The following is a 21007-nucleotide window of genomic DNA, read 5'->3' as shown; positions in this document are numbered from 1 at the left end:
TACTTACCCAGAGCTCTCGTCGCGTAAACCCGCCGTAACAATTCGTGCCCGATTTGCACGGTTTCAAAGGTCCGTCGGGGTGCCGTGCGCGGTGGCATAGTCGACGGGGTGATGCCCACTTTCGACGACATCGAGGCCGCCGCCGCGCGGATCGAGGGCCGGGTTCGCCCGGTGACGGTTGCACCCGCTGGACCTGGGGATTCCCCGCTCTGGTTCGCACTGGAGTTCTTGCAGTTCACCGGGACTTTCAAGGCGCGTGGCGCGCAGAACTTCCTGCGCGCTGCCGGGGAGTTGCCCGCCGCGGGTGTGACGATCGCCTCAGGCGGCAACGCGGGACTCGCGTGCGCGTGGTCGGCGCGGGAAGCGGGGGTGCCGGCGACCGTGTTTCTGCCCGAATCGGCGCCGCCGGTCAAAATCCGTCGACTTCGTGACTTGGGCGCCGATGTACGACTGATCGGTCCCGAGTACAAGCAGGCACTGGCCGCGTGCCAGGAGTTCGCGGCCGACACCGGGGCGCTGTTCTCGCACGCCTACGATCACCCGCTCATCGCGGCGGGCGCGGGCACGCTCATGCGCGAGATCCAGCAGCGCGTGCCCGATCTGGACACGGTGGTCGTCGCGGTGGGCGGCGGCGGACTGTTCACCGGAACCGCGATCGCCGCACAGCATTTCGGCATCCGCACCGTCGCGGTGGAACCGGTGGGCTGCCGCTCGCTGAATGCCGCGCTCGAAGCGGGCCGTCCGGTGCAGGTGAGCGTCGACTCGATCGCCGCCGATTCGCTCGGCGCACCGAACGTGTCGGAGATGGCGCTGGCCGCCGCCAAGCACCCCGACGTGGTGTCGGTGCTGGTCGAGGACGAGGCGATTCGCGCCGCGCGCCGACAGCTCTGGGACGAACACCGGATCGCCGTGGAGAACGGTGCCGCGACCGCGCTGGCGGCGCTGCGCGACACCGGTTCCGGTGCGGCCTACCGGCCCGCCGAGGGCGAGCGGGTCTGCGTCATCCTGTGCGGTGCCAACACCGACCCGTCGGACCTGGTGTGAGCGTGCTCAGCGCACCAGTTCGTTCTTGGTGGCGTAGTTGGTCATCGCGGCGTTGAGGCCGCGCATGGCCAGCGTGTAGCCGTACGGGACGTAGCGCTGGCCCCAGTGGGCGAGGTGGATGTCGCGGGAGGTGTAGACCCAGTAACGGTTGCGTTCCACACCGCGGATCACCGCCTCGGCGGCCTGTTCCGGCGTGACGGCATGGCGCAGGAACAGGCCGATGGCCTTGCGCAGCGCGGCGTTGTCGCGGTCGACGCCCGCGATGTCGACGCTGTCGACCATCGGGGTGGCCATCGCCCCGGGAAGCACCAGGCTGACGCCGATCTTGTGCCTGCGTAGGTCGAACCGCAGCACCTCCGACACACCGCGTAGCCCGAACTTCGTGGCGCTGTAGGGCGCGTGCCACGGCAACCCGAACAGTCCGGCCGCCGAGGACACGTTCACCAGATGACCGCCACGCCGCGCGGCGATCATCGGTGGCAGGAACTCCTCGATGACGTGGATCGGGCCCATGAGGTTGATGTCGATGGTGCGCCGCCACTGCTGATGGGTGAGTTTGTCGACGGTGCCCCAGGTGGCGATGCCCGCCACGTTCATCACGATGTCGACGTGCCCGACGGCCTCGAAGGTGTGCGCGGCCAGCCCGACGACGGCCGAATGGTCGCTCACATCGGCGGGATGGGCCAGGTGCACGGTGGCACCGGCGGCGCGCAGTTCCTCGGCGGTGGTGGCCAGCGTGTCGGCGGTGATGTCGGTGAGCACCAGCGACGCGCCCTTGGCGGCGGCCGCGAAGGCGGTTGCCCGGCCGAGACCGCTGGCGGCGCCGGTGATCAAACAGGTTTTCCCGTCGAACTTCGTCATGGCCCCGACCCTACGGTTCGCTCGATGTTCCCGTCTACGACAGGGTATCGATGGTTATGGTCGTCCAGCCGCCGACGTGCAGGCGGCTACCCGCCCGCAACGGCACCGGAACCTGTGGCGACAGCGGTGTCTCGGTGCCGTCGAGGCTGGTCCCGTTGGTCGAACCGAGGTCGGTGACGGTGAGCGAACCGTCGGTCCCGACGCGCAACAGGGCGTGCGCACGCGACACACCCGGGTCGGCCGGGGCGATACCGAGGTCGATCTCGGGCACGATGCCCTGCGAGGCCGAGCGTTTGCCGATCAGGAACTCGCTGCCGCGCAACTCGATCCGGCGTTCGGGGTAGAAACCGGGGAAGGCCACCCGGTCGGCGTCGGGACCTTTGCGGGCCTGCACCCGGTCGTAGAACTCGCGGTCGGCGAAGACCCTGGCCACCCAGACGATTTCGCGCGCATCGGCGGTACCGCGCAGCTCGGCGGCGGGTGAGTCCGTGCGCGGTGGTGGCGGCGCGGGCAGGGCCGAGTCGTATCCGCAGTTCTCGCAGAAGCGACCGCTGGTCGGCACCGAACACGCGGGGCACAGGCGCAGATCGGCCGGATCGGCTGCCGGGACACCGGTGAGCGCCGACCCGCACACATCGCAGTAGTCGGTGGCCTGCGTCTGGTGACCGTCCGCGCACACCGCCATGTCAGGAACCCTCCGACCGCAATCGGGTGGTCTTGGTCGAGCGGATGTCGAGCGCGAGTTCGTCGGCGGCCGCGACCTGACCGCGCAGCTTCACCGTTCCGTCCTTCTCGTCGACCTCGACGACGGTGCGAAGCAGCTTGGCGGTCGACTCGTGTCCCGAGGCGGCGGCCAGTTCCACCGCGCGGCGCAATTTCGCTGTGGCCGTGGACAAGTCGCCCTCGCGGCGGGCGGCGAGACCCTCCTGGACGGCCTGGGCGAGTTCGACCTGGCCGGTGTAGTGGGCGACGCGGGTGCTGATCCTGGTCGACAGTGTGGAGTCGGTGGTCCACACCGCGCGGACCAGCCCCTGACCGAGCACGTCCTCGCCCGCGAGCACGCTGAGGCGGGCCGCGAGCTTCTCCCGCCCGGGCGCGGCCGGTTCCAGTTCGATCTGCACGTGGTATTCGCGTTCTTCGGCCGCCCACGACGACAGCGGGTAGTCCCCCACCTGCGCACCGGAATCGGTACGGCGCGCGGTGAGGTCCTCCAGCACCGGTGCGACCTGCTTGACCATGCGCACCCGCGCGCCGGCCGGCGTCCACACGCGCAGGGTGAGTTCCGGGATCACCCGGGCCGCCGACGAGCGCATCATGGCGGCGAAATCGGCCGCCAGGTCCTTGGGGTCGGCGACGATATCGGCGCCGCCGGACAGCTTCGAGGAGATCTTGTGCAGATCGGCCGCCGCCCAGTCGGCACCGACACCACGGCAGTCGCAGACGAAAAGCCCTTCGGCGCGGTCGAGTTCGGTGGCCAGCTGCTCGGGGGTCTCGTGTTCGTTCTTGCCGTCGGTGAGCAGGATGGCGTGCGCCTGGGCACCCGGGTGCCCGGCCGCGACCTGGCGGGCAAGGGCGAGCCAGGACCCCATGGCGGTGCCGCCGTCGGGCCGCAACCGATCGAGGGCCCGCTTGGCGGCGGTGCGGTGGGTGTGGTCGGCGGGCGCCGACAGCGCGCCGGTGGGGTAGATCATCCGCGCCGACTCGGTGCCCTCGATGATGGCGAAGGCGGTGCCGTCGGGGATCTCGTCGAGCGCGGCGCGGGTGGCGGTGCGCGCGTTCTCGAACTTGCGCTTGTGCCCCATCGACCCGGAGCAGTCGATGATGAGGATCTCGAGCCGCGGCGGCGGGGTGGCGACGGCGGCCAGTTCGGGGCCGGTGGTGACGGTGAGCACCGCGTCGACCACGCTCGCACCCTCGGCGAGGAATTCGTTCTGGTCGACGGCGACCGAAAGGCCTGCGATATCAGGGGAATTCATGACACTCCTGGAGCGGGTACAGCGGCGCGCGCGGGCACGGGGGCGAGCGCGACCGTGATGTTGTCGCTGCCGCCGCTGTCGAGCGCGAAGTCGGCCAGGGCGCGGGCCGCGGCCTGCGGGGTGGTCTCGACGGTGAACCCGGCGAGCGCGACCGGATCGGGCAGGTAGTTCCAGAGCCCGTCGGTGCACAACAGCAGGGTGCCGGGTTCGGTGACGAGCATGCTCTGCAGGCAGTTCGCCGACCAGGGCGCCTCGCCGCCGTCGGCGCCGAGCCAGCGCAGCAGGGTGTGCGCGCGTGGGTCGCGCATGGCGGCTTCCTCGTCCATGGCGCCCGCGTCGACGAGGGCCTGGGCCCAGGAGTCGTCGACGCTGAGCCTGCGCGACGCCGTCGGATCGCCCGCGGCGAGCCAGAACGCCCGGCTGTCACCGACATTGGCGACGGTGATCTCGGTGCCCTCTGGGGTGTCGCGCAGGATCGCCGAGACGTAGGTGCACGAGGGCGCGTATTCGGGGGTGCGTGACATGCCGCGCACCGCGGCGACGGCGGTGGCCAGTCCGGCCATCACGGCGTCGGGGGCGGGGCGGCCGTCGGCGAGCGCGGCCAGCACCGCGTCGACGCCGGTGCGGGCGGCCGTGCCGGAGGCGGCCTGGGGGTCCTGGGAGGTCGAGACGCCGTCGCTGACGACGATCACCCGGACACCGTCACCGTCGCGCACGGCCGCGGCGACCGCGTCCTCGTTGCGGGAGTGGCTGATTCCGCGATCGGTGAGGATGTACACCGGACCGAGGTCTTCCTCGAAACGGTCCGGAACCGGCTTCGGAGTGCGGCACACCAGGCACAGCCCGGCCTCGTAGCGCCGTTCCCCACAGGTCGGGCACTGCGGCACCGTGACCGGATCGTGCACCGGCAGGGCCGCCTTGCGCACCCCGAGTTCGCGACCGCAGCTCTCGCAGTACCGGTATCCCGCCCTGGCCGCGCCCGCGCAGTCCGGGCAACCCGCGGCGGTCACAGCGTGGTCCTGGGGCGCACGTTGTTGGCCTGATCCACCAGCACGAAGCGGGTCCACATGTCGTCGGCTTCGCGCGCCAATGTCCGCAAGCATCGTTCCAACCCCGTCCGCACTCCCACTTCGGTGAATTCCACATCCAACAGCTTGCCTGGTGCACTCGGCCGTTGTCCCGACCGGATCCAGTTCAGTGCCGCCTCGAGCACGTGCATGCGCACTCGGGCGGTGCGCGCACGCGAGTCGAGGCGCAGGTGCTCGACCCGCTCCCCCGCCTCGCGCAACGCGGCTTCGTCCAGTTCGGCCGGACCACGATCGGCCAGCAGCGTCTCCACGGCACGCACGCGGGCCTCGGTGTACATCGACGAGGTGCGTTCGACCTGGTCGAGCACCCGCACCGCACCGGCGCGGTCGCCGTCGGCGCGGCGCAACCGGGCAGCGCCGAAGGCGGCCGACAGATAGGTGTGGTCCGTGCACCAGACCAGGTCGTAGAGGGTGAGCGCCTCGCGTGGCCGGTCGCCGTGCTCCAGCGCCACCGCGAGGGCGAGCTTGGGCGCGGGTTCGCCGGGCAGCGCCGCGTAGACGGCCTCGAAATCGGCTGCGGCGCTACCGTAGTCGCCCTTCAGCAGGGCGGCCTGAGCGCGGTACCACACCGTGCGCCAGTCGAAATCCAGCTCCAGCCCGGCGAGCCGGGCGAGGGCGGCGTCGGCCTCGCCCGCCTCGAGTTCGGCGCGCACCAGGCGCAACGGGATCTCCACCGACTCCCCGGCGCCGGTCACCACCGCGCGCAGGCCCGCGGTGAGTGCCTGCTCGAGTTCGGCGGGGGTCGCGGCGTCGGTGGTGGCCAGCAGCGCGGCGCCGCTGTCGCCCGGGTCGACGAGCGGCGCGGGCAGGGCGGCGACGACCGCGGCGGGCTCCGGTGTGGCGCTTTCGATTCCGAAGACGGCGCGGGCGGGACCGAAGACAGCCGACATGCCGGGGCGCGGTACACCGTCCTCGGCGGCGAGGACCTCGCGCAGCACACCGGTGAGCTGGTCGGCCATCTCGCTCGTCGAGGCGAAGCGGGCCAGCGGATCGGGGTCGGTGGCGCGCAGCAGGAACCGGTACAGCGAATCGTGGCGGGCCAGCAGCGGTTCGGTGTCGGGCGTGGGCAGCGGTCCGAGGCGGCCGTCCACCGAGGGCACGCGCATCATCAGCACCGCGAGGGTGCGGCCCGCCGTGTAGATCTCGGTGGCCACGGTCGGGCCCGTTTCGGCGATCTCGGGTGCCTGGTAGCCGAGGGTGCCGTAGATCGGGGACGTGGTGTCGTCCATGGCGATCACGGCGCCGAGGTCGATGAGTTCGAGGCGTTCCTCGGTCTGCATCACGTTGTCGGGTTTGAAATCGCAGTAGGCCCAGCCACGCGCGTGCAGATAGCCGAGGGCGGGCAGCATTTCCAGCACATAGGCGATGGCCCTGGCCGGCGGCAGGTAGGCGTTGTGCGCGGCGCGGTAGTCGCGCAGGATCTGTTTGAGCGAGGTGCCGCCCACATAGGCCATCACGATGTAGCCCACCGGTTCGCCGTCGGCGTCGGCGTGTTCGGTGAAGTTGTGGATCTTGACGATATTGGGGTGGTCCACCTCGGCGAGGAAGCGCCGTTCAGCCAGGGCGGCGGCCTGCGCGTCGCTGTCGCCGGTGTCGATGAGGCCTTTGAGCACCACCCAGCGGTCGTTGACGCGGATGTCGGTGGCCAGATAGATCCAGCCGAGCCCGCCGTGCGCGAGGGCGCCTTCGACCTTGTACTGTCCGCCGACCAGGTCGCCGGGTTGCAGGCGCGGCACGAACGAGTAGCGGGTACCGCAGTGCGGGCAGAAACCGCTGGTGCGTCCGGGGATTCCGTCGTTGGTTCGGCCGACCGGTTTGTCGCATCGGCCGCAGTAGCGGTCGGATTCGGGGACCCTGGGGTCGGTGAGCACGGCCGACGCGGGATCCACGCGCGGTACCGGCGGCACCTCGACCAGTCCGGCGCCGAGCCGGCCGCGCGCCGCCGATCGGGCCGAGCCCGAGCGGGTGCGTACCGAACGGCTCGAGGTGCGGTTGGCACTGATGGTCGCCGCCGACGGGCTGTGCACGGGGGCGCTGAGCGGGGCGGGCGCGGTGCCGCAGGTGTCGCAGTAGCCGTCGACGATCGTTCCGTCGCAGCCTGTTTCGGCGCAGAGTCCGGGCGCGGTCACCTTCGGGGCGGCACCGGTCGAGGTGTCGCCTGTCGGGGCAGGTGTTCGCCGGACGGCCGTGGTGTGGCCCGAGCGCCGGGGCGAGGTCGGCGCGGCGCCGTGGACGGCGACCGCCACGGGCGCGGTGCCGCAGACGGCGCAGTAGCCGTCCTCGATTACACCGCCGCAACCCGGTTCACTACAGATCATGCTGTCCGCCCCGCTTTCTCCCCGATGATCGAACGATAGTCGGCGACCGCCCGGGTGACGGCGGCCAGATCGCACGGTGTGCGCGTGAGCAGGCCCGAGGCGATGCGGTCGGCGGCGAGCACATCGCGCTCTTCGGCCACGCCCAGGCGCGAGGCCTTGGCACGGTAGGCGGCGAGCCTGCCCTGCAGCTCGGCCCGCCGATCGAGCAGACCCTGCGCCAATTCCGTTCGGCGCGCGGTACGGTCGGCCGCGTCGTCGGCACGGACGCGCAGGGCGAGGAGGTGTTCGACGATCGAGCGGGTCGGTTCGTCGCCGAGGGTCGACAGCTCGGCGAGCAAGGTCGCGGCCGACGCGCCATCTGGCGGCAGCGGTCCGGTGTGGACCTTGCGTTCGGCGCGGGCAGCGGTGTCGTCGGCGCGGTGCTGTGCATCGGCGAGGTCGACGAGCCGGGCCCGCAGAGCTGCAACGGCGGCGGGTAAATCGGTTGCCACCGAAAGGAATTCGGCATTGCGGGCGGTTTCGGTGTCGATCAGCTCGGTGAGCGAGGCCAGTGCCGCGGCGATCTCACCCGGTGCGAAGCCGAGCGGGTCGGTGCCCGCGCGGCGCAGCAGGGCGGCCAGGGGTTCGGTGGCGGCGGCCAAGGCGCCGTTGGCCTGCTCCACCCGCTGCTGCAAGGGCGCGAGGGCGCCGAGTACCTGCCGGTCGACGGCGTCGACCTCCTCGGCGAACGGTGCGACGAACGCGAAGGCGGCGCGCATGCGGTCGAGGCAGTCGGCGATCCCGACCGTCACCACGGTTTCGCTCGGCCCGGTGAGCCCGCGCTGCGCCAACGGCACCGGCACGCGGGCGATTTCGTGCGGACGCCCCCGCAGCAGGTCGGTGAGCCGGGCGCGGGCACGATCATCGATCCGGCCGCGCCCACGCACCGTCTCGGCCTCGGTGAGGATGGCGCGCACGCGGGCGAGGTCGTCGAAGAGCTCGCCGAGCGCCTTCTCCACCGGCGCCCAGCGGCGCGCGGTCTCCCCCTCCGGCGGATAGCGGCGCACCAAGGCGATGCCGGGGTGCCGGTCCAGCTCGAGCAGGGTACTGCTCACCGTCGCCAATTCCGCGGTGCGCCCGGCCAGTTCACGATCGATCTCGGCGGTGCCGAGTATCGGCGAACTCATCCGGCATACCTGGGCGCGGGCGCGCCGGGCGAGGGGCCGAGCACCGACAGATGCTGGGCGTATATCCGTTCCCAGGTGCCGTCGCTGCTGATCCGTTCGAGCACGCCGTTGACGAAACGCACCAATTCGTCGCTGCCCTTGGGCACACCGACCGCGTAGGCCCCCGAACCGATGGGCGCACCGACGAGTTCGAGATTGCGGTCCTGGGCGACCAGACCGGACAGGATCGGTTCGTCACCGCTGATCGCGTCGACGGTGCCCTGCTGCAGCGCGACGAGGCAGTCGGTCCAGTTGGTCACGCCGAGCACCGTCGGCGGGGTCGGCAGGGTGAACAGCGGCGCGGCCGCGGTGGTGCCCTTGGTGACGCACACCCGTTTGCCCGCCAGGTCGGCACCGGAGGCGATACCGGCGCCGCGCGGTGCCGCGAAGCGTTGGGCCGCACGGTAGTACACGCTGGAGAAGTCGACGTCGCGGCGGCGTTCGCAGGTGGCGGAGAAGGTGCGCACGATCATGTCGACCTTGCGCTCCTGCAGCAGCTGGATGCGGTCGGCGGCGGTCACCGAGCGCAACTCGATGCGGTCGGGGTCGCCGAACAGATCGCGCGCGATCTCGCGGGCCAGGTCGATGTCGAAACCCTCGAGCCGCCCGGTGGACGGATTGCGGAACCCGAACATGTAGGTGTTCTGGTCGACGCCCACCCGCAACCTGCCGTTGGCGACGATCGCGGCCATCGCCGATCCGGCGGGCATCGCCCCCGGTCGCGGCTGGGCACGCGGCGCCAAAGTGGCCTCGGTATCGCAGGATCCGGTGCCCTCGGCGGTCGGTGCCGAGGTGATCGCCTCGGCGCCCGGCAGCGGTGGTGCGACGGCGGTGGCCTCGATCGACGACGGCGCGGGCGCGTCACCACAGCCCGCGAGCAGGACGGCGGTCGCGGCCAGAACCAGCGCGAACCGGGAACGACGAATGCTCACAGGAACTCCTTCAACCGTGGCCACAGGCCCGTGACCACCGCACCGGCCGCGGCGAGCAACAGGAGCAGGGTGCCGAAGGGGCTCAGCGTCAAGGCCGTTCGCGCGTCGTCGACGCCGTCACGCAGATCGGTGCGTGCCTGGGCGAGGGCGTCGCGCAGTTCGTTGTCGAGGCAGGTGAAGCTCGTGGCCGAGCTCTCGGGGCCGGTACCGATGGCCTGGGTGACCGCGCCCGTGAAGTCGGCCTTCTCGTAGGCGGTGCGCTGCGCGTTGTGCCCGGCGTTCCAATTGGTCAGCGCGCGTGCGGCATCGGAGTCGGCGGCACCGGCGGCAGCCAGGCGCTGTTCCAGGTCGGCGGTGTGGGTGCGGAAGGCGGCCTCGGGTGCGGTGATGTCACCCCGGGTGATGAGGGCGAGAGTCTCGTCGGTGCGGGCCTGCTGGGCGAGGATGCGCGCGCCCGCCAGGTTCTCCACCCGCGCGCCCGCACCGGAGTCGCCGGTGTCGAGCAGCTGGGCGGCGGCGAGCGTCGAGCCGACGGTCCACAGCAGGGCGAGCGCGGCCGCCGCGGCAGCCAGTGCCACACCGGGGTTCACCAGGCGGTTGGTGCGGCGCAACAGGATCACCGAGGCCACCGCGCAGGCGAGCAACACCAGCAGCAGCAACAGGATCGCCGTGAGCGGCAGGGCGCCGATGCGCTGCTGATCGTCGCGAACGGCGGCGAAGCGGGCTTCGTTGAGCTGCTCGGCGTGCGGCAGCAGGGAGTTCTGCATGAGGTCGGAGGCCTGGCGCAGATAGGCCGAGCCGACCGGGAAGCCCTGGCGGTTGTTGGCGCGCGCGGTTTCCACCAGCCCGGTGTAGGTGGGCAGGTCGGCGGCGATGCGGGCCACGATCGCCCTGGTCTTGGCGTCGCCGGCGCCTGCCGTCGCCTCGGCGAGGGCGGCGGCGGCCTCGGCGAGCGCCTGCTCGTAGGTGTCGCGCACCTGCGGTGATTCGATGCCGCCCGACAGGAACGCGGTGGCGGCGCCCGCGTCGGCGGCCGAGAGCGACACGTAGAGGCTCTGCGCGGCGAAGGCCAGTGGTTCGGTGCGATCGAGCACCTGCTCGGAGCGGACGATCTTGGCGTCGAGCTGTTGTCCCGCAGTCGATCCCGCGATCAGACAGGCCAGGGTGGTGAGGACGAGGACAACCCCGATCACCCCCGGTGTCGTCGCGGCGAACCGCCGCAACCACGTCCCCGCGTCACGGATGGTCGCCGGTAGGCGAGATCCCACACCGTCCTCCTCACTTCTCCCCGGGCGGTGTCTTCGATCGCGATCCTACGGGAGCCGCGGATAATTCGCCCGCGCGCGGGAAAGGCGCTCGCGCAACCCGATTCACCAGGGAAAAAGCGACGGGCCCGCCGCACCTTCCGGTGCGACGGGCCCCGTGTGGTCGGCCGGTCAGGCGCTGGCGACCTGCTCGTCGGGTCGGGCGGCCGAGCGGGTCTTGCTGAACCGCAGCACACCGTCCTCGATGGGCGCCTTGTGCATGAGCGTGCGGTCGCGGTAGTAGTTGTTCACCAGCTTCCAGGCGCCACGCTTGCCCTGGCGCGGCATCTCACCGTTGCCGCGCTGGATGTAGCCCGAGGTGAGGGCGCCACCCATCAGCGACTCGTCGGCGTAGTCCTCCGGATCGGCGTGCACCTCGAAGGTGCTGTAGCCCCGGTCACGCATGATGTTGAGCACCCGGCACAGGTAGGCGGCGGCCAGGTCGGCCTTCAGCGTCCAGGAGGCGTTGGTGTACCCGATGATCATCAGGAAGTTCGGGATGTCGGAGTACAGGACGCTCTTGTAGGCGACCGTCTCGTTCATCTTCACCGGGTTGCCGTCGATGCTCATCGTCGCACCGCCGAGGATCTGGACGTTGAGACCGGTGGCGGTGACGATGATGTCGGCCTCGAGCTCCTGGCCCGACTCGGTCAGGATGCCCTTCTCGGTGAACTTCGCGATGCGGTCGGTGACGATGTCGGCCTTGCCGCTCTTGAGCACCTTGAACAGGTCGCCGTTGGGCACCACGCACAGGCGCTGATCCCACGGGTTGTAGCTGGGGGTGAAGTGGCGCAGATCGACCTTGTTGCCGAGCTGCAGGCGCACCTGGGCCAGCATCAGCTTCTTGGCCAGCTCGGGGTTGGTCCGCGAGAGCTGGAAGCTGGCGCGCTGCAGGGCGATGTTGCGGGCGCGGCCGATCTTGTAGGCGATCGAATCGGGCACCCGGGTCTTCTTGAACCCGATGGCGACCGGGTCGTCCGACGGCAGCGCCTGGATCCAGGTGGGCGAACGCTGCAGCATGGTGACGTGGGCGGCCTTGTCGGCCATCGACGGGATCAGCGTGATGGCGGTGGCGCCGGAACCGATGACAACGACCTTCTTACCGGTGTAGTCGAGGTCCTCGGGCCAGTGCTGCGGGTGCACGATCTGTCCCTGGAAGTCGGCCTCGCCGGGGAACTCGGGCCGGTAGCCCTTGTCGTAGTTGTAGTAGCCGCTGGCGCCGACGACGAAGTTCGCGGTCCAGGTCTCGGTCTCACCGGTGGCCTCGATCAGGGCGGTGACGGTCCACTGCGCGGCGTCGCGGTCGAAGGCCAGGTGCACGACCTTGCGGCCGAAGGTGATGTGGTCGGTGACGCCGTATTCCTTGGCGGTGTCCTCGACGTACTGACGGATGCTCGCGCCGTCGGCCAGCACCTTGGTGCCGATCCAGGGGCGGAAGCCGAAGCCGAAGGTGAGCATGTCGGAGTCGGAGCGGATGCCGGGGTACTTGAACAGGTCCCAGGTGCCACCGATGTTCTCGCGGCGCTCGAGGATCGCGTAGCTGCGTCCGGTCTGCTCGCGAATGAGGTGACAGGCCGTGCCGATTCCGGACAGGCCAGCGCCGATGATCAGTACGTCGACATGCCGCGTCATTGAGGAAACTCGTTTCGTAGGGTCGTCGCCGCCCGGGCACCGTCGCCCGAGCCTGCCACGAGGTTACGTGTTTCGCATGGTTACGTCTAGTTCCGTGCGGCGGGTGGGAGTTGTGCGCACGGTGAGCACAATGCGTGACCTCATCGGATGCGCCGGTCAGCATCGTTACCATGAGTAAGCAAGCACTGTCGTTCCACTGGTTCCTGCCCACCTACGGCGATTCGCGGGGGCTGGTCGCGGGTGGGCACGGCAGTTTCATGTCCGGTGACCGACCGGCCACCCTGCGCTATCTCAATCAGCTCACCGCCGCCGCCGAGGACAACGGATTCACCGGAGTGCTCACCCCCACCGGGGCTTGGTGCGAGGACGCCTGGCTCACCACCGCGATGCTGGTGCAGACCAGCGAGACCCTCAAATTCCTGGTCGCCCTGCGGCCCGGCCTCGTCAGCCCCACCCTGGCCGCGCAGATGGCCGCGACCTTCCAGCGCCATTCCGGCGGCCGGTTGCTGCTCAACGTGGTCACCGGCGGTGAACCGAAGGAGCAGCAGGCTTACGGCGATTTCCTCGACAAGGAGCAGCGGTACGCCCGCACCGGGGAATTCCTGCACATCGTGCGTGAACTGTGGCAGTCGACCGAGCCGGTCACCTTCACCGGCGAGCACCTGCGGGTGAACGAGGCGCTGCTCAGCGCGCGACCCGATCCGGTACCGCCGGTGTTCTTCGGTGGGTCGTCGGGTCCGGCGGGTCCGGTCGCGGCACGCTATGCCGACACCTATCTGACCTGGGGCGAACCACTCGACGCGGTCGCGAAGAAGCTGGACTGGATTCGTGGTCTCGCCGCGCTCGAGGGCCGGTCGGTCGACTTCGGGTTGCGCGTGCACGTGATCACCCGCGACACCGCCGCCGAGGCGTGGGCCGAGGCCGACCGGTTGCTCTCGGGCATCGCACCCGGCGAGATCGAACGGGTACAGGCGAGCCTGGCGCGGAGCGAGTCCGAGGGACAGCGGCGGATGGCCCGGCTGCACAACGGACGCACCGACAACCTCGAGATCGCCCCGAACCTGTGGGCCGGTGTGGGCCTGGTGCGCGGCGGGGCGGGCACGGCCCTGGTCGGCTCCCACGCGGAGGTGGCCGAGCGGCTGCTCGAGTACGCCGCGCTCGGCATCGACCACTTCATCCTCTCCGGTTACCCGCATCTGGAGGAGGCGTACTGGTTCGGTGAGGGTGTGCTGCCGATCCTGGAGCGGCAGGGGGTGTGGCGGCATCCGTCCCGGCCCGTCGCCCCGCGGGTCGTCACCCCGTTCACCGCGGCGGCCCAGTGAGTAGGCCGGGCGCCTGGATCACCGATTCCGCCTGACCTACGGCGAAACGGCGTGCCCGGCACCGGGTCTCAGGCGCGCGGCTCGCCGAACCATCGAGTGAGGGCTGGGGCGAGGTCGTGGCGGCCGTCGTCGACCCAGGCGACGTGGCCGTCGGGACGGATCAGGACGGCGGGTAGATCGACCATGGCGTCCACGAGGTGATCGACCCGGTCGGCCCAGCCGGTCACCGACAACGCACCGGCCGGGTCGAGGAGCAGGGCACGACCGGCGTGCAAGCGGTCGTAGAGACTGCCCTGCGCGAGTTCGATGTCGGGCAGGCGCTTGCCGAGCAGGTCGTGGCCGTCGCCCAGGTCGTAGCGGATGGCGGTGGCGATGATCTTCTCGATCAGGTGCCGGGTGACGCCCTCGAAGTCCATCAGTTCGGACAGGACGCGGCGCACCGCCTGGGCGCCGGGATCGAGCGAGACCAGCGTCATCTGCGCGCGGGTGTTGTCCAGGACGTCGGCGGCCACCGGGCGGCGTTCGGCGGCGTAGCTGTCGAGCAGCCCTGGTGGCGCCCAGCCGTTGACCTCGGCGGCGAGCTTCCAGCCGAGATTCACCGCGTCCTGGATACCCAGGTTCAAGCCCTGGCCGCCCAGCGGCGGGTGGATGTGGGCGGCATCGCCCGCGAGCAGGACGCGACCGCGGCGGTAGTCCTCGGCCAAGCGGGTGGCGTCGCCGAAGCGCGAGAGCCAGCGGGGTGCGTGCGCGCCGAGGTCGGTGCCTGCCGTGGCGATCAGCCGACTGCGGAATTCGTCGAACGTCGGCGGGACTGTGCGGTCATCGGCTACTTCGTCGGCGGGCACGACCACGCGATAGAAGCCGTCGCCGATCGGCGCGGCACCGAAGCGCAGCTGCGTCCGGCGCACCTCGGTGTTCACGGCCGACACCGTGTCGGACGTCGCGGTCAACCGCATCTCGCCGAGCAGGGTGTCGGCCCGGCTGGGTTCGCCGGGAAAGCCGATGCCGAGCAGCGAGCGCACCGTGCTGCGGCCACCGTCGCAACCGACGAGGTAGCGCGCGGCGAGCGTGGAGCCGTCGGCCAGTTCGGCGGTCACCGCATGCTCGTCCTGGGTGAGGCCGACCAGCTCGGTGTCGCGCCGGATCTCGGCACCCAGGGCCACGGCGTGCTCGGTGAGCAGGCGATCGGTGACGGGCTGCGGGAGGCCGAGTACGAACGGGTAGGTGGTGTCCAAGCCGGTTGGCTGGGGTTTGGCGATGCCGGCGAAGTAGCCGCCGAGCAGGTGGCGCGAGCCGAGTGCCAGGAACCGGTCGACCAGGCCTCGCTGGGCGAGTACCTCGAGGCTGCGGGCGTGCAGACCGAGAGCACGCACGACCGGGGTCGGTGCCGGATCCCGGTCGAGAACGACCATCCGCACGCCCTGCAACCGGAGTTCCCCGGCCAGCATCATCCCGGTCGGACCCGCACCCACGACAATGACGTCGATCATCAATCCACCTCTGTTTCCGCTGGTCACACACTCAGGCAGGCGATTGTGCAGGACGACGGGGGGCTTGTGGCAAGACCCGGGGTGCGCTATATGTTGAGAGTGGCAGGGAGTGGTTCGACCTCCTTGCCATTGTTTTTGCCCGAGCACGTTCCGTCGCGCGATGTGCGCTGAACCGAGATCGATCGGGCACCCCGCTCACGCGCTGGTAGGCACGATCACGGCCGGAATATTGCACTCGATGCACAGCTGCACGCGATGCGAGTAACCGAGGATTCCGCAAGCGCGGCGAGCGCGAATTCGCCCCGACCTGCACGATCACGACGCCCGCCGTACTCGAGGTTATCCGGCTGTCACTGCTCGCCCGCACGCCGTGCACCACGCATTCCCACTCCCGCAAGCGATTTCGGCACCGAGTGCAGCGGCGGTTCCACGTGAATCAGGGCTCTACCGGCGGTTTCGCACCGATGCCTGATCGGTCGTCCAGCCCGGCGGCGATACGCTCGGCGACGTGACCATCACCGTCGGCTTCGACCTGGACATGACGCTCATCGACTCGCGGCCGGGTGTGGCCGTGGCGATCGACACGCTCGCGCAGGAGTTCGACCTGCCGATGATCGGCGCGCGTTTCGCCGAGCACCTCGGCCCGCCGCTGGCCACCCTGCTCGGTGACGCGGGCGCACCCGACGACCTCGTCCCGCATCTGGTCACCCGGTACCGCGAGCTGTATCCGGATGTCATCGCGAGCATCCCGGCCCTGCCCGGCGCGGGCGACGCGCTCGAAGTCGTTCGAGCGAGCGGCGGGCGAGCCCTCGTCGTCACCGGCAAATACGAACCGCATGCCCGTCTGCATGTGGAACATCTGGGGTGGGAGGTGGACCGGGTGGCAGGTGATCTGTGGTCCACCGGCAAGGCGGCGGTGCTCCGTGCGGAATCGGCGTCGATCTTCGTCGGCGATCACGCCGGTGACATGCGCGGAGCGAAGGCGGCCGGTGCGTTCGCGGTCGGTGTGACCACCGGCCCCTACGATGCCGACGGACTGCGCGCGGCCGGTGCCGATGTCGTGCTCGACGGCCTCACCGGTTTCGCCGACTGGCTGGCCGGTCACATCACCGCCTGATCCGCGAAAGCGCCTGTGCGGTGATCCTTTCGGAACCCTGTGGGACGCGCGGGCGTTGACCGGTCATGTCGACGGACCCCTACTGGAACCACAACACGCACTACCACCCCTGGCTGCTCGATCAGGTGCCCGCGCACGCCCGCACCGCCCTCGATATCGGGTGCGGTGACGGCCTGCTCGCCCGCAAACTCGCCACCCGCTGTGATGCGGTACTCGGCATCGACATCGACCCCGAGGTCATCGCGAACGCACCGTCGACACCCCACGTGCACCTGGACAAGGCCGACTTCCGCGACCTCGACGACACCTTCGACATGGTGACCGCGGTCGCCACCCTGCACCACGTCCCCGTCCGCGAGGGTATGGCGGCGCTGCACGACCTCGTCGCCCCCGGCGGCACGCTCGCGGTGGTTGGACTCTGGAAGATGCACCCGCTCACCGACATCGGCTACCTCCCGCTGCTACCGGTCGTCTGGGCCACCGACCGTCGCCACCGCCGCGAGGCGGGCGGACCGAACGCGACGATCCGGGATCCGGAGGAAACGCTCGGCGAAATCCGGCGGGCCGCCGAGGAATTCCTGCCCGGTGCGCGGATCCGCCGCCGCCTGCTGTGGCGATACACGCTGCTGTGGCAACGACCCCGCTGACCCCACCGATCCCCTCACCGCACACGGCCCGGTAGCCCGCTGTGATCTGAATCGCAGTTGCTCAACTCCCCACGGTCGGCGGCGCGAACCCGGTGATACAGTCCGGCCAGTTTTTCGACGGGGAGGGATTCTCATCAGCACAATGCCGACAGTTCTGTGGCGCACCGGTTTCGGGGTGCCGCGGTGACCCGGACAAGATGGATCGTGGTCGGCATCCTGGCCTCGGTGGTCGCGGTGATCGTCGCGGTGGTCACGGTCGTCGCGGTGACCGGGCCGCAGGATCCGCGCGAGTTCGTCGCCGAGAAGTACCAGCGTGCGCGCCAGCTCGACCAGGCCAACGACGGCCTCGCCTTCACCACGGCCGCCGCGCCCGCCGCGGTCGCGGCCGCCATCGCCAAGGCCACCGAGCCGCGCGACCGCCGCAATACCGGCGACAACCACTATCTGCGGTTCGACAAGGACCTCGTCGCGGTGTCGCCGCACGCGGGCGGCTCGCTCGTGCTGGTCGACAGCTGGGCCAACGGCACCCGCCGTCATCACTCGCACACCAGCACCTACGGCTGGACCAGCGGTTCCGCGGCGGGTGACTACCGCGGTGGCGGCAGCGACAGCGGCGGCAAGTAGTTCATTCGGGGCATCTCGCCTCACAAGCACAGGAGGACACTCATGCTCGCCGAACTGGGGGCGGACGCGGGCGCCGCGCTCGCCTATTCCGCGGTGGGAATCGTGTTGATGGCCGTCGGATTCGGGCTCGTCGACCTGCTCACCCCCGGTGATCTGCGCGCGCAGATCTGGATCGAACGCAACCGCAACGCCGCGACCCTGCTCGCCTCGAACCTGTTCGGCACCGGCATCATCGTCGCCACCGCCATCTGGACCTCCGACGGGGAGATCGTGAAGGCGCTGCTGGCGAGCGCGGTGTACGGCGTGATCGGGCTGGCCGCGATGGCGTTGGCGTTCGTGCTGCTCGACGCGCTCACCCCCGGTGATTTCCGGACCGTTGTCGCCGATCCCGAACCGCACCCGGCGGTCTGGGTGACGGCATCGGCCCATGTCGCCGTCGCGCTGGTGGTGGCCGCGGGCCTCACCTGATGCCCACCCACCGCCTGGCGCGGGCGGCGCTGCTGGCGACGGTATTCGTCTGCGCCGCCTGCGGTCTGGTGTACGAGCTGTCGCTGGTGACCCTCGGCAGCTATCTGATCGGTGACACCGCCGCGCAGGCCTCGATCACCTTGAGCGTGATGGTGTGCGCGATGGGTGTCGGTGCGCTCCTCGCCAAACCGTTGCGCCCGCATGCCGCCGCCGCGTTCGTCGCGGTGGAGCTGGCGCTCGCGGTGATCGGCGGGTTGTCGGTGGCGGCGCTCTACGCCAGCTACGCCTGGCTCAACGTGTACACCGCCGCGCTCGTCGTGGCGGCGGCGGTGATCGGGATGCTCGTCGGCGCCGAGATCCCGCTGCTGATGGAGCTGTTGCAGCAGGTGCGCAGGCAGGAGGCCAGCAGCGCGGTGGCCGACCTGTTCGCCGCCGACTATGTCGGCGCGCTGCTGGGTGGCCTGGCGTTCCCCTTCCTGCTGCTGCCGGTGTTCGGACAGATCCGCGGCAGCCTCGTGGTGGGTGTGGTGAACGCGATCGCCGGTCTGGCGTTGGCGTTCTTCTTCTTTCGCGACCGGATGACCCGCGCCGCCCGGCACACATTGATCGCCACGACCGCCGTCGTCGCCTGCGGCCTGTCGAGCGCCTACCTGTACGCCGACCGTTTCGAGGCCACCGCGCAGCAGGCGCTGTTCGCGCATCCGATCGTGTGGCAGACCCGCACGCCATATCAGCAGATCGTGCTCACCGAGTCGTTCTCGCCGTTCGCCACCACCGACACCCGACTGTTCCTCAACGGCGGCCTGCAGTTCTCCTCCGTCGACGAGTACCGCTACCACGAGGCGCTGGTGCATCCGGTGCTCGCCGGGTCACGGCGCTCGGTGCTCGTGCTCGGCGGTGGCGACGGGCTCGCGCTGCGTGAGATCCTGCGCTACCCCGACGTGGAGCGGGTGACGCTGGTCGAGCTCGATCCGGCGATGGTGGAGCTGGCCCGCACCGACGACCGGCTCACCGAACTGAACCGGCACGCCTTCGACGATCCGCGCGTGCGGGTGGTCAACGCCGACGCCTTCAACTGGTTGCGCGGTACGCCAGGGCTTTTCGACGCGGTGATCGTCGACCTGCCCGACCCCGACCAGACCTCGGTCGCCAAGCTGTACTCGCAGGAGTTCTACGCGATGACCGCGAACGTCCTGGCGCCCGGCGCCCGCCTGGTCGTCCAGTCCGGTTCCCCGTTCTTCGCGCCACGCTCCTTCTGGACCATCGACGCCACCCTGCGCTCTGCCGGACTGCACACCACCCCGTTCCACGTGGATGTTCCCAGTTTCGGCGACTGGGGCTTCGTCCTCGCGGCGATGAACGAGCCCCCGACCCCCGCCCTGCGCTCCCCCACTCCCCTACGCTCCCTGGACGAGGAAACCCTCACCGCCGCCACCGTCTTCCCCCCGGACCGCCGCCCGAAAGACCCTCAGGTCTCCACCCTCATGCACCCGGTGATCCTGGACCTCCAACGCCAGGAATGGCGCTGAACCCGGTTCAACCGCAGGCCAATTGGGTTCCCGTGACGGCCAAGGCCAACACCGCCACGGAAGTCGACAGTGCCCGTCCTTGTCGCCGCATACGCCGTCCGAGACGGTTGAGCCGGGCACCCGCGCCAGCCGCCACGGCGCGCACCGCAGCACCGACACTCAGCGCGGCCGACGCCAGCCCGCGTCGCGCCCGGCGGTACACCTCGACCGGCGCTACGGACCGCAGACGGCCCCCGAATACTGACGCGTCCACGCACCGTGACGCAGATTCGCCACCCGCGCGGCGGCGCCGAGTCCGTCGGAACGCACCGACGAGGGTCAGGATCAGAGCGGTGACGAGCATCGTCTTCCCTTTCCGCTCAGCGTGTTCCGGCCGGAACGGCTGGTGCTGATCGACGCTTGCCCGGTGCGGTGACGACGCCGAAGGCGATCAGGCTGTCGGCGGTGTCGCGGACCGTCTGTTCCACCGGGCGCATGGTCCAGCCGAGTTCGCGGCGAGCCTTCTCAGAACTCACCCGTTCGGCACGGCCGAGGACCGGCACGGTGAGGCGGACAGTCTTGTCGAAGAGGGCGACGAGGCGGACCAGGGCGTCGGGCAGTACCCGTGTCGGCACGCGGAAGCCCTGGGGGCCGAAGTCGCGGGCGAGCAGGCCGGCCAGCTCCGCCATCCACAGCGGCTCACCGCCGCAGATGTAGCGGTTGCCCGCCGCCGCGGGGACTTCCATGGCGAGGCGGTGGGCGACGGCGAGGTCGCGCACGTCGACCGGGGACCAGCCGGTGCGCACCGAACCCGGCACATCGCGGGCCAGCAGGCGCTGGATCGGTGCGTGCGAGGTGCTGGTTCGTGGTTCGAGCAGCGGCCCGAGAATCATGCCCGGGTTCAGCACCACCAGCTCGAGATCGCTGGTGTCGCCGAGGGATTCGACGTAGTCCCAGGCAGCGCGTTCGGCGAGGGTCTTGCTCTTCTGGTAGGCCGGAATCCGGTCGACCACCGACCAGTCGTTCTCGGTCCGCACGTCGTCGTTGCCGTGGCCGTAGGCGACCGCCGCCACCGAGGAAGTGAGCACGATCCGTCGCACCCCGGCCGCGGCCGCCGCACGCAGCACCCGAAGTGTGCCCTGTACGGCGGGCTCGATGAGGTCGCGCTCGTTCTCCGGCGGACTGTCGGGGAACGGGGAGGCGACGTGCAGCACGGTGTCGCAGCCGGCCACCGCCTCGGCCCACCCGGCATCGTCGTCGAGCGTCGCGGCGGCGAATTCCAGCTCGCCACCGGTACGGGCGGCCAGCTCGGTGAGGTGGGCGCGCTTGGCGGTGGCGCCGAGATCGCGCACGGTGCCGCGCACGGCGTATCCGTGGTCGAGCAGTTCGGCGACGCAGTGTCCGGCGACGAAGCCGGTGGCGCCGGTGACGAGAACCCTTGCGGTCATGGTGTTCATCCGTTCCCTCGGAG

18 protein-coding genes are annotated in these 21007 nt (G+C 70.4%); 7 read left to right on the top strand and 11 right to left on the bottom strand.

The genetic code is table 11. The features are described 5' to 3' along the window. Positions 1–111 precede the first annotated feature (111 nt). On the top strand, positions 112–1044 hold the full coding sequence (locus ACWEVR_RS17225) for a threonine/serine dehydratase (RefSeq protein WP_452467712.1): 933 nt from the start codon (positions 112–114) through the stop codon (positions 1042–1044). A 6-nt stretch (positions 1045–1050) separates the two neighbouring features. On the opposite strand, the gene ACWEVR_RS17220 is transcribed toward ACWEVR_RS17225, so the two are convergent. The 9 genes from ACWEVR_RS17220 to ACWEVR_RS17180 form a co-directional block, all read right to left on the bottom strand. After that, positions 1051–1905, bottom strand: a complete 855-nt coding sequence (locus tag ACWEVR_RS17220; RefSeq protein ID WP_452467711.1) for an SDR family oxidoreductase — start codon at positions 1903–1905, stop codon at positions 1051–1053. Positions 1906–1939: 34 nt separating this feature from the next. Continuing rightward, positions 1940–2590 carry an FHA domain-containing protein gene (locus ACWEVR_RS17215; RefSeq protein ID WP_452467710.1) on the bottom strand — a complete coding sequence of 217 codons (651 nt, stop codon included), beginning with the start codon at positions 2588–2590 and terminating at the stop codon, positions 1940–1942. Between the two features lies 1 nt (position 2591). Further along, the gene (locus ACWEVR_RS17210) at positions 2592–3881 is read right to left on the bottom strand and encodes a VWA domain-containing protein (protein WP_452467709.1); all 1290 of its coding nucleotides are present in this window, start codon (positions 3879–3881) and stop codon (positions 2592–2594) included. Beyond that, complete coding sequence (locus ACWEVR_RS17205) at positions 3878–4891, bottom strand: PP2C family protein-serine/threonine phosphatase (protein WP_452467708.1); 1014 nt, start codon at positions 4889–4891, stop codon at positions 3878–3880. The genes ACWEVR_RS17210 and ACWEVR_RS17205 overlap by 4 nt, the downstream gene beginning before the upstream one ends. Continuing rightward, on the bottom strand, positions 4888–7287 hold the full coding sequence (locus ACWEVR_RS17200; protein ID WP_452467707.1) for a tetratricopeptide repeat protein: 2400 nt from the start codon (positions 7285–7287) through the stop codon (positions 4888–4890). The genes ACWEVR_RS17205 and ACWEVR_RS17200 overlap by 4 nt, the downstream gene beginning before the upstream one ends. Then, complete coding sequence (locus tag ACWEVR_RS17195; protein ID WP_452467706.1) at positions 7284–8453, bottom strand: hypothetical protein; 1170 nt, start codon at positions 8451–8453, stop codon at positions 7284–7286. The genes ACWEVR_RS17200 and ACWEVR_RS17195 overlap by 4 nt, the downstream gene beginning before the upstream one ends. Beyond that, positions 8450–9424 (bottom strand): glutamate ABC transporter substrate-binding protein, encoded by a 975-nt coding sequence (locus ACWEVR_RS17190; RefSeq protein ID WP_452467705.1) that lies wholly within the window; start codon positions 9422–9424, stop codon positions 8450–8452. Before ACWEVR_RS17190 ends, ACWEVR_RS17195 begins: the two co-directional genes overlap by 4 nt. Continuing rightward, positions 9421–10692 carry a hypothetical protein gene (locus ACWEVR_RS17185; RefSeq protein ID WP_452467704.1) on the bottom strand — a complete coding sequence of 424 codons (1272 nt, stop codon included), beginning with the start codon at positions 10690–10692 and terminating at the stop codon, positions 9421–9423. Before ACWEVR_RS17185 ends, ACWEVR_RS17190 begins: the two co-directional genes overlap by 4 nt. Positions 10693–10860: 168 nt before the next feature. Continuing rightward, entirely contained in the window at positions 10861–12360 is a 1500-nt protein-coding gene (locus ACWEVR_RS17180; RefSeq protein WP_067492246.1) for a flavin-containing monooxygenase, read from the bottom strand. A gap of 170 nt (positions 12361–12530) precedes the next feature. Here ACWEVR_RS17180 and ACWEVR_RS17175 point away from each other — a divergent pair, with 170 nt between their 5' ends. Further along, the gene (locus ACWEVR_RS17175) at positions 12531–13682 is read left to right on the top strand and encodes an LLM class flavin-dependent oxidoreductase (RefSeq protein ID WP_452467703.1); all 1152 of its coding nucleotides are present in this window, start codon (positions 12531–12533) and stop codon (positions 13680–13682) included. 68 nt (positions 13683–13750) lie between these two features. Here ACWEVR_RS17175 and rox read toward each other — a convergent pair whose 3' ends face one another. After that, positions 13751–15172, bottom strand: a complete 1422-nt coding sequence (gene rox / locus ACWEVR_RS17170; protein ID WP_452467702.1) for a rifampin monooxygenase — start codon at positions 15170–15172, stop codon at positions 13751–13753. 508 nt (positions 15173–15680) lie between these two features. Between rox and ACWEVR_RS17165 the strand changes: the two genes are divergently transcribed. The 5 genes from ACWEVR_RS17165 (at position 15681) to ACWEVR_RS17145 (ending at position 19557) form a co-directional block, all read left to right on the top strand. Next, positions 15681–16289, top strand: a complete 609-nt coding sequence (locus ACWEVR_RS17165) for an HAD family hydrolase (RefSeq protein ID WP_452467701.1) — start codon at positions 15681–15683, stop codon at positions 16287–16289. A gap of 65 nt (positions 16290–16354) precedes the next feature. Further along, positions 16355–16936 (top strand): class I SAM-dependent methyltransferase, encoded by a 582-nt coding sequence (locus ACWEVR_RS17160; protein WP_452467700.1) that lies wholly within the window; start codon positions 16355–16357, stop codon positions 16934–16936. A gap of 183 nt (positions 16937–17119) precedes the next feature. Beyond that, a complete protein-coding gene (locus tag ACWEVR_RS17155; RefSeq protein ID WP_167353228.1) occupies positions 17120–17560 on the top strand; it encodes a DUF4247 domain-containing protein in 441 nt (146 codons plus the stop codon). Between the two features lie 42 nt (positions 17561–17602). Beyond that, positions 17603–18028 (top strand): DUF350 domain-containing protein, encoded by a 426-nt coding sequence (locus ACWEVR_RS17150; protein WP_067492240.1) that lies wholly within the window; start codon positions 17603–17605, stop codon positions 18026–18028. Further along, entirely contained in the window at positions 18028–19557 is a 1530-nt protein-coding gene (locus tag ACWEVR_RS17145) for a polyamine aminopropyltransferase (protein ID WP_452467699.1), read from the top strand. Before ACWEVR_RS17150 ends, ACWEVR_RS17145 begins: the two co-directional genes overlap by 1 nt. 359 nt (positions 19558–19916) lie before the next feature. Here the strand turns inward: ACWEVR_RS17145 and ACWEVR_RS17140 are convergent, their stop codons facing one another. Next, positions 19917–20984: an NAD-dependent epimerase/dehydratase family protein gene (locus ACWEVR_RS17140; RefSeq protein WP_452467698.1), complete on the bottom strand. Its 1068-nt coding sequence runs from the start codon at positions 20982–20984 to the stop codon at positions 19917–19919. Between the last annotated feature and the right edge of the window lie 23 nt (positions 20985–21007).

The sequence above is a fragment of the Nocardia sp. NPDC003979 genome, assembly GCF_053605015.1.
Note: the sequence above shows the minus strand (reverse complement) of the source record. Positions and strands in the feature narration are given on the sequence as shown.

Excerpts from the sequence above, each read along its gene's own strand:
- ACWEVR_RS17225 (WP_452467712.1), top strand. The coding sequence starts at position 112 with ATGCCCACTTTCGACGACATCGAGGCCGCCGCCGCGCGGATCGAGGGC.
- ACWEVR_RS17220 (WP_452467711.1), bottom strand. The coding sequence starts at position 1,905 with ATGACGAAGTTCGACGGGAAAACCTGTTTGATCACCGGCGCCGCCAGC.
- ACWEVR_RS17215 (WP_452467710.1), bottom strand. The coding sequence starts at position 2,590 with ATGGCGGTGTGCGCGGACGGTCACCAGACGCAGGCCACCGACTACTGC.
- ACWEVR_RS17210 (WP_452467709.1), bottom strand. The coding sequence starts at position 3,881 with ATGAATTCCCCTGATATCGCAGGCCTTTCGGTCGCCGTCGACCAGAAC.
- ACWEVR_RS17200 (WP_452467707.1), bottom strand. The coding sequence starts at position 7,287 with ATGATCTGTAGTGAACCGGGTTGCGGCGGTGTAATCGAGGACGGCTAC.
- ACWEVR_RS17195 (WP_452467706.1), bottom strand. The coding sequence starts at position 8,453 with ATGAGTTCGCCGATACTCGGCACCGCCGAGATCGATCGTGAACTGGCC.
- ACWEVR_RS17180 (WP_067492246.1), bottom strand. The coding sequence starts at position 12,360 with ATGACGCGGCATGTCGACGTACTGATCATCGGCGCTGGCCTGTCCGGA.
- ACWEVR_RS17175 (WP_452467703.1), top strand. The coding sequence starts at position 12,531 with ATGAGTAAGCAAGCACTGTCGTTCCACTGGTTCCTGCCCACCTACGGC.
- rox (WP_452467702.1), bottom strand. The coding sequence starts at position 15,172 with ATGATCGACGTCATTGTCGTGGGTGCGGGTCCGACCGGGATGATGCTG.
- ACWEVR_RS17160 (WP_452467700.1), top strand. The coding sequence starts at position 16,355 with ATGTCGACGGACCCCTACTGGAACCACAACACGCACTACCACCCCTGG.
- ACWEVR_RS17150 (WP_067492240.1), top strand. The coding sequence starts at position 17,603 with ATGCTCGCCGAACTGGGGGCGGACGCGGGCGCCGCGCTCGCCTATTCC.
- ACWEVR_RS17145 (WP_452467699.1), top strand. The coding sequence starts at position 18,028 with ATGCCCACCCACCGCCTGGCGCGGGCGGCGCTGCTGGCGACGGTATTC.
- ACWEVR_RS17140 (WP_452467698.1), bottom strand. The coding sequence starts at position 20,984 with ATGACCGCAAGGGTTCTCGTCACCGGCGCCACCGGCTTCGTCGCCGGA.